This is a genomic window from Bacteroidales bacterium, from assembly GCA_031276035.1.
Taxonomy (GTDB): Bacteria; Bacteroidota; Bacteroidia; order Bacteroidales; family BM520; genus RGIG7150.
On record JAISNV010000036.1, the window covers coordinates 1 to 8,348 of the forward strand.

The 8,348-nt window shown below is 31.7% G+C and carries 6 protein-coding genes; all 6 read right to left on the reverse strand.

All coding sequences use genetic code 11. The features are described 5' to 3' along the window. Positions 1 to 191: 191 nt before the first annotated feature. Positions 192 to 1,178 (reverse strand): hypothetical protein, encoded by a 987-nt coding sequence (locus tag LBP67_09920; protein MDR2085295.1) that lies wholly within the window; start codon positions 1,176 to 1,178, stop codon positions 192 to 194. Between the two features lie 66 nt (positions 1,179 to 1,244). After that, positions 1,245 to 2,831 carry a hypothetical protein gene (locus LBP67_09925; GenBank protein MDR2085296.1) on the reverse strand — a complete coding sequence of 529 codons (1,587 nt, stop codon included), beginning with the start codon at positions 2,829 to 2,831 and terminating at the stop codon, positions 1,245 to 1,247. Next, positions 2,831 to 4,126: a hypothetical protein gene (locus tag LBP67_09930; protein ID MDR2085297.1), complete on the reverse strand. Its 1,296-nt coding sequence runs from the start codon at positions 4,124 to 4,126 to the stop codon at positions 2,831 to 2,833. Before LBP67_09930 ends, LBP67_09925 begins: the two co-directional genes overlap by 1 nt. Positions 4,127 to 4,440: 314 nt before the next feature. Then, positions 4,441 to 5,274, reverse strand: a complete 834-nt coding sequence (locus LBP67_09935) for a hypothetical protein (GenBank protein ID MDR2085298.1) — start codon at positions 5,272 to 5,274, stop codon at positions 4,441 to 4,443. A 9-nt stretch (positions 5,275 to 5,283) separates the two neighbouring features. Then, positions 5,284 to 7,386 carry a KAP family NTPase gene (locus LBP67_09940; protein MDR2085299.1) on the reverse strand — a complete coding sequence of 701 codons (2,103 nt, stop codon included), beginning with the start codon at positions 7,384 to 7,386 and terminating at the stop codon, positions 5,284 to 5,286. Between the two features lie 520 nt (positions 7,387 to 7,906). Continuing rightward, the gene (locus LBP67_09945) at positions 7,907 to 8,134 is read right to left on the reverse strand and encodes a hypothetical protein (protein MDR2085300.1); all 228 of its coding nucleotides are present in this window, start codon (positions 8,132 to 8,134) and stop codon (positions 7,907 to 7,909) included. Between the last annotated feature and the right edge of the window lie 214 nt (positions 8,135 to 8,348).

Here is an 8,348-nt window from a genome sequence, read left to right on the forward strand (position 1 = left end):
AAACGGCTTGGTATTATATTATTTAATGATACGTTCTGTTACTTTCAATTTGCTCAATTATTTTTTTATTAGTATCATGAGGTTTCAGCGAGACTCTATTCGTTAAGCGGAATTGGGCACCGGAGGGGGCACATTATATATTCGCTAAACCGTAACCACCTATTTGCTTGCCCGCCTATTTAGAATGTATATTACACGTCGACAATTATCATGCCATTCAAAGACAAAGGATTATAAATAGTATCGCCAAAATGATTAATATATTCGCTTCCTTGATCGCTCCAATCAAAGCCTGGCCTTGCTAAACAGTATTCATTTTTACTAGTTACAGATATGACATAGCAATACCCAACTTTTGCGATTGAAGAATATATGATTTGTCCTTCACGTGCACTGTTTGCAAAATTTTTCTTTTCTCTTTTGATTAATGAATGCTTGAACGCATCACACATTTGATGAACGAAGTAATCCAACTGACTTTTTAAAGTGCTGGCAGGTTGCTTCAATCGTTTCACCTTATCGTTTAGTTGTTCAACTAATGTGTTTAATTTATCATCTAATTCGGAAAAAGATGTCCATCCCAAATAATGCAATGAATTCAATAATAATGTTTTAAAATAATGCCTTTCGCTTTCTTTCCAATTGATATTCAACATACAAGCAATCGTACTGATTAAAGCGTCATGTTGGAGCTGTTCAAATTTTTTTCTTGTATAATCGAATTTATATTCTTTGAAACCGTTTTGTGCTAAACGCAAAAAGTCGCCTACAATATTCAAGCAACAACCTTTTACATTATTATTTTTGTAACAACCTGTTATAGGTAAATAGGTGAAAAACCGTTGTTCAGTCTCAATCTTCTCTGATTTACCTCCGAACTCATGAATCAGCTCTAACGCAATCAAATACTTCGTCATGACTGTTAATGTCAACTTGTAGTTGGTCATTTTAGTATCTTTAAACAAAATATCGCTATGAAAATAGCTATAAAGATTTTCAAAGAATTTTTTTAGTTTACGCTTGTCTGATTCTGTTTTTTTCAACGAATCATTCTTTTTAAGTTTTATTTCATCTTCATTATTCCCACTTATGTTACTTATATTCTCTTCCTGCTCATCTGTTCTGATGTCTATCTGTGAATTTGCGCTATGCGTATATGCTAATTTTAGTGAGTCCAATACTCGAAGTGATGGGGATAAAAGCAATCTACTTTCTTGTGAATGCGTTTTTACTAATTTATAGTCCTATAAATCAACAAGTTTTGTTTGATTAACATCTTTTTTAATTTCCCCTTCGTTTATTTTATTTTTTGAACTATTTAAAATTGAAGCACCTTCCTCTTTTTCGCTTTCATCAATAATTGCATAAGGAAGCAAATCCAAGACATTTTGTAGCTCGCCATTTTGTAATTGTCCACATAATTTTTCAAGTTCTGCATCTTTAGGGTTGGGATGAGTTTTGGTGGTTGAGAGATAGTTGCTAACCATTATCTTATTTGACAAAAATGTATTATCTGCCTTTTGGATTTGGATATATCGCAATTTATTTTCTTCTATGTCAAGTTTGATGTCTTGTTGTACATGTAGGGAATTAAGTGTCTCTTTTTTAAGTAATTTATTATCACCGCCATACATTGCAACATGAATAGGCGTATCGAATCCCATGCTTGTATATAGTGTCAAAGTTGAGAAATTAATTTCTGCTGACAATAACTTAATTATAAAACTGTTGTTTGTTACAATTTTCTTTTCTGCAGAAGTTCCGTTATTTATATCAAATTGCGATAATTTTTTTTGACCGCTTGCTTTTAATTTTACGCCAATTCTATTTAATAGTTCCTCTTCATTTGATTTTATAAATATAGAAGCTTCTGCATTAGGATTGCTTGAAATACCTAAACCTGCCGGTGTGATATTAGCGCTACCAAACAAGCAATATTCAATATTCTTTTGTGTTTTAAAATAAAGGATTTTTGCATGAAGCCTTGAGAGTTGTTTTTCTCCAATATCTTTACAAACATCCATTTTTTTCCAATCGTAAAAGGTGTATTTGTTATCGTTTGGCAATAGTGAAGGGATTAAGCCTCTATCATCTAAAATAACATTGATTTGTGCATTGGGAAATGTAGATCGAATTACTTCTAATGCTTTTCCGTGTTTATCATAGTAAGGAGAAACAGCTGTAATTTCTATTATTTTTTCATTCCCAATAAGTTGATTTATCTGTTGCCAAATCGTAGAATATTTCGTATTGTATAGGAAAGCTATATTTTCATTATTAGATAAATTTACAAATTGGAACTCCCTAACTTTTGGCAATTCCATTAACCATTGGGAATATTCGGTAATCCAATGAGTAGTCTTTTCATTTATTATTCCTTTTGCAGCATTGGTTATTTGTGAAATATAATCCCATGCTGCGGAAAACACAGGCGCATACTGAGGTTGTGTGACGTCAAAATGATATGCCCCCCAGATTTCATCATTGCCGCCATTACCCGAATTAGTCAGATTACCCGATCCGACGATTAGCAAACCCTCTTTCCCGCCAAACAGCAACCAAATTTTTGGATGAAAAATCTCTTTTTCAAATACAGGATAAAGAGAATATCCTGTTGATAGCTTCATTTCATATCCTGTTGCTTCTTGCATAAGCTCAGAGTAGAAATATCCATCAATAAAAACATTTACATTCCTTACCCCACAAGAACGCAACCATTTCATTATTTTCATTTCAAAAAAATAAAAATCGAAGCTGAAAGTTGTCAATATGCAGGAATGATATCGTCCATTACCAATAAGAGAAAGAATATTGTTTCGTTTTACTACCATTATTGGTCAGTGAGTTCAGTATGTAACTCGGTAATCAGTCCCTTTTCATTGATAATTTGTAAATCAAAGAGCAAGTTTCGTAGGGCATTCATTCTCGGCGAAGTCCAACGTGCAGGGAAAATATCAACAAGTCGTATCATTTGTTCCTCAATGATAAATTTATTGGTCACACGTGTCCCATCACCCATTTTCCGTAAAGCAACCATTTGATGACGATAGATGATATTTTTACGAATAAAGGTTGTGATAAAATCTATAATGTTATCTTGTAAATGTTCGGAAATTGCCAATAAACCATCGACCATATTCCCGTCTCGGATTAGTCCATTTCGGGTCATATATTCTTTGAGGTTTAGTAGCTGCGTCTCGTTGTTTCCGTAAAGCTTAAAGAGCAAATCAAATCCGATTCTTGCACTTTCCTGTGGGGTATTACTTCTATCGTCTCTTTGCTCTAATAAATCATTTTCGGATTCACCAATTGAGGCGATATAATCTTTAAGTTGTGTGTGTGTTTCTGCATCAAATTCTCTTCCGACCGATTCAGAGAATTCACTAATGAATGTTGGCAAATATTTATCTGAATGTAAAGATTCCATATAGCACAATACGCCATAAAAAATCAAGCCACAAGCAACTTGCCAATATTCATTTAGCATATAGCAATACCAACCAACATGTGTGTCTTGGGGTTCAGTATTTTTTTGTTCGTAACATTCATTAAGAAAAATCAGCCAATTGTATTCTTTATTATGACCGCTTGCTGTGGACAGCAACGACATGATTGTATTTCTTCTATGAAAAGTAAACCGCTCTTCAATCTCCATATCTGGATAATCTTTATCCAAAAGCATATCAACATAAAGTTGCCATTCTGCACTTTCAGCATCAATTTTATCTATTGCGAAACACGTAATTAGTTTAGGAATGTCTTCACTATACAATTTTCCTGTTTTTATGCAGTGGTAAAAAAGTGCTTTTATTTCATAAGTGAGGATATTGTCAAATGCACTTGCTAATTGTGCGCCTGACACTTTTTGTCTTGGATGAGATTGTGTAATATTGAAAATAATGTCGCCTTTATCATTTTCAGAATAAGCTGCCAAAGATAAAGCTTGTAGTGCGCCAAAATAATATTGTCCAAATGCCCCAGATGGATATTTCCAATAAACTTTTTCATTTCCGATATCCTTATCTGCACCTGCCGATAAATCAAATACTTTTGGAGCATTATTGACAAGATTTGACGCGAAGTTACTACCTGTAATTTGTGTAATGTTTTTTCGCTCTGTCTGCATTATTATGGCAATTAATAATTCCGATCTTCGAATAAAACGATACTGTTCTGTCTGATTCCCTTTCTTTTCCTTTTTTAAATAAAAGTCGAGAAGCCAGCAATAAAACCCATAATAACGAAGTCGATTAGTCAAATTAGATATTCCGGGTAACATTGTTGCATAAATAGCCTCCGATGTTACTTGAAGACCTAAAGGGTCAAGTCCTGTAATCAAATTTACACTTTCACCCCAAAATGGATAGATAGATTTTCCGTTTTGTAATATAGCCATAATCAAATTCCAATCAGTTGGTTTACCACAATGACACTAATATATCAACTTTTATTTCGCACATTTCTTTTTAATGCTGCAATATCAATTTTTTCCTTACGCTTTATGAATTTTATTATGTTCTGTTCAACGAAGTTAAAATCCCTATATATATTATCTATTTCCTCTTGTAAATAATGATTAGGTACTTCCACAGGAATGCCGCAATAAAAGAACACACCATTTTTAATATAACATGATATTCTAAAATCCACACTATTGCCGGTTTTTTTAATTGTATTATATCTGTTTTCTTCCAGAATAAAATAATACAAAACAATTAAAGACGTTTTTTTTGTTTTATCAACAAGGAAATTGAATAGGTCAGCATTATGAAAACATTTATCTACAACTTCTATAATTATTTCCGGACGTTTTCGAGAGGTTGATAAAGTTTTATCCATGCCAAATATATCAAAACGAGCATAGGGTTTATCCACTTCTGTTTCTCTTGCAACCTCATCTTGAAAGACATATTGACTTATCGCAACAAGTTCCTTTTCTTCCGCTGGATACGTGGAGAAATCTTTATATACAAATTTTATTTTTTGATATTCTCCATTTAAAACACTCATTAATTCAGAAATCTTTTCATCATGTTTATCAGAATCATCGCTCATGTAAAATTTCATTTCATGAGTGGGATTCAATAAACGAAAGTGTGTTCTTTTATCTGTGTGCGAAAGATCAACAGTAGTTAGTTTAAATTCTTCCGTAGAATCAAATAAGTCATATTTCTTAAGTTCTACAATAGTAGCCTTGTCTTTATTTAGCTCATCTGCCCTAAAACACTTTCTATCTCCCTCTTTATCATAATATATTGCCACCTTATGTTTCATACTTCATCTTTATCCATTAAACAGTAAAGCATCAGCTAAATCAATATCCTTAAAGTCAAACTCCACATAGTGACCAAAATTAACTTCTTTGCACTTTAAATAAAATAATTTAAATTCCCCCAACTCCTCTACTTCTTCTTCATTTAATGAAAAGATAAAAGATTCGAAAGCATCCCAACTCCCCCATATTTTAACAACAAGATTTAATATTGAAAACAATGGCTCATCACCTGAAAGTGGTTTTTTTGAAATAATATTTTTAATAAAACTTTTAGGTATTCGTGAAGCACATTTTATGAAAATATTTTTAGCTTCTTCTGATTCAACTTCTTCACTATTGTACGTACGACTATCATTTGTTACCCATTCTTTATAGTTACAATCATGAAATAACCAAAATAAATACTTGTCGAATTTACTAATAGAGTCAGCATAGGTTTTGAAATATTCAATTTTCTGTTGTTTTAAGAAATCTTTTGACAAAATAAAATTCCATTCTGACACATTACGCGAAAAAATATGCTTTATAAAATTAGACACGAATAAAAATGGCGCATCTTGTTTTAGAAATAATTGTTTCACAAAATCCACATAATTCTCCTTTTCGGGATAAAAAAGCTTAACATTGTTATAATTTAATTTCATAATTAAATTATCCCCATCAAAACCAAAACAATCACTACCACTATCGGTTGGTGAAGATGCATAATAAAAAATTGCTTTGAGAATCTTTTCGTAATCGTCTTTATTAAGATAGTGTTCTATTCGCTCTAATCTCCTTGCCACTTCATTTTGCAACCCCCTCCTGATCCACTCTTGTATTTTAATCAAAAATACGTTACACGGCTCGTTTCTGTAATGAGAAAATTCTATTTCAGACAAATTTGAATTTAATAAACTATAAAAAAAATACCTGTCAATACCCACTGGGTTTGCAATAGATGTCAGTTGTAAACTGACCGAATAAATATCATAGTCAGGGAAGACAACATTTACATATTTTAGAGCATCTACTATTTGATTTTCGGGAATTCCCACCTCTTCATAACTCTTTTCTAAATACTCTTCCAAGAGTGTTTTTTCTTTTTCTTTATCGCCTATCTTTTCCTTTTTTAAAGTCAAATAATTATTCCTACTTTGACCGCCTTTTGTCGTCAAATAAAAATTGTAATCATTAGCTAATAGCATATATACGCCAAGAAATTTAATTCTTAAAAGCTCTATATTTAGTAAATCAACGAGGACAATCTCTCCCTTAAGGGCTTCATATGATATTAAAAACGAATTAACAAAACGATTGACATCACGTAGATTTTCCAGTAAAGAATATCTAAAATAATTTCCCCTAGATATATGGTTGAAGGCTGTATTATTAAGTATATTCTCTAATCTTTCTTTATCACATTCTTCCATGTGCGGGATGAGCAATTCTTTTAATCTATTAACAATTGCAAAATAATAAAATTTCGGTAATGTTATTTCTATTTGGAAAATTTTCTCAAGATAAAAATTAGGATGATATTCATTTACTTTTCTTAATGCAGAAATAAGATAATTCCGGTCATAAGCAACAATAAAAACAGTATTGGCAAAGCTTGCACTATTCCGTATTAATCTCAGTACCTCTACTATTTCCTTTTCATATAGACGATCCAAATCATCAATAAAAATGACAATCTGCAAACCTGATGACAATATTGCCTTATTGATAGATTCAAACTGTTGACGTAAATCATTCGTATTTTTGAATAAAGCGGGAAATACTTTAGATAATATAGATGTCTCTATGGGACCTATTTCGTTTAACATTTTCGAGTACGTCAATAATTCATTAGATAGCTCTCTATTATATTTTTTGAGTTTTCCACTTAATTCGTCAAAAAAAGGCTTCACAACAGTGTTGTCATCACTATTGAGCCACGGATTGAAATGTATAATAATTCGATTTTTATCATTTAACCCGCGTTCTATTAAATTCAAAAATGAGGTCTTCCCTGTCCCCCATTCTGAAGAAATCCCTATTGCAAAAGAAGAATCCGGATTTGTCGTATTTTGTGTTTTTTCAATTATTATTTTTGCTACCCCCTGACGATTTAAAGTGTCGTTTTTCAACTTGCTTATAGGATTATCGAAATAGAATCCCCTATTCGTATCAATAGCACATTTTTTTACTTTATAAACACAGCGAATCACAATGTTAAAAACAAGAAACATTATAATCAAATCAATATATTTTATGTGTTCGACTAAATAACTGGATGTAAAATTCCAAATACTAGAAAAACATCTATAATATACTATTATGATATAAAGAAAGATAGAAGTTAAAATTATTTTATTTGATATAAAATAATTATTTTTTATTGATATAATTAACCGAATAATCATTATAATTCCCAATGCCGCAAAAATCACGTCATTCATTAATGATGATTCTATATAACAAAATAACGTATTTACTAAGCCTAATGTAATATATCTTTCAAAAAAAGAATGAAATAAAATATATAATAGGAATAAAGATATTATCAAAGAATTTTCCTCAACAAAACATTTGACTGTACTAAATATTTTCTTCATTTCAATAGATCACACAAAGATTATTAGTATAGCTTCCTCTTATACAAAATTCTCACATTTCCGCATACTTCTTCCTATTTTCCTCATTCCCCCAAAATTCAAAACATTCTTTTTGTGTTTTCTCGAACTCACCGCTAACACCTAAATCGGAACAGAGGTAAAAGTACCCCATGCCGGGAGTATTATCCGACTTATGAACCACAATAGATGACAACAATGGTCTGCTGTGTTCATGCTCAAACGTGGAAACAGCACACAAGATTTCGCTCAATCCCCTCATGTTAGTAATACTGTTTTCATTAACTAAATCACTATAAAAAATAACTGTATGATTGCTCGCAGCCTCAACGCTTTTCTCGCACTGACAGTTTCTTTGTTTAAACCTACTTTTATGGTTTTGTTCGGTTTCATTTTTCTACGTGGGTTAAGTTACTAAGAGGCAAAGACACAAATTAAAAGTAAATTTGTAATTTTGAGGTACCAAGCAGATTCGA

Excerpts from the sequence above, each read along its gene's own strand:
- LBP67_09935 (MDR2085298.1), bottom strand. The coding sequence starts at position 5,274 with ATGAAACATAAGGTGGCAATATATTATGATAAAGAGGGAGATAGAAAG.
- LBP67_09925 (MDR2085296.1), bottom strand. The coding sequence starts at position 2,831 with ATGGTAGTAAAACGAAACAATATTCTTTCTCTTATTGGTAATGGACGA.
- LBP67_09945 (MDR2085300.1), bottom strand. The coding sequence starts at position 8,134 with ATGAGGGGATTGAGCGAAATCTTGTGTGCTGTTTCCACGTTTGAGCAT.
- LBP67_09930 (MDR2085297.1), bottom strand. The coding sequence starts at position 4,126 with ATGCAGACAGAGCGAAAAAACATTACACAAATTACAGGTAGTAACTTC.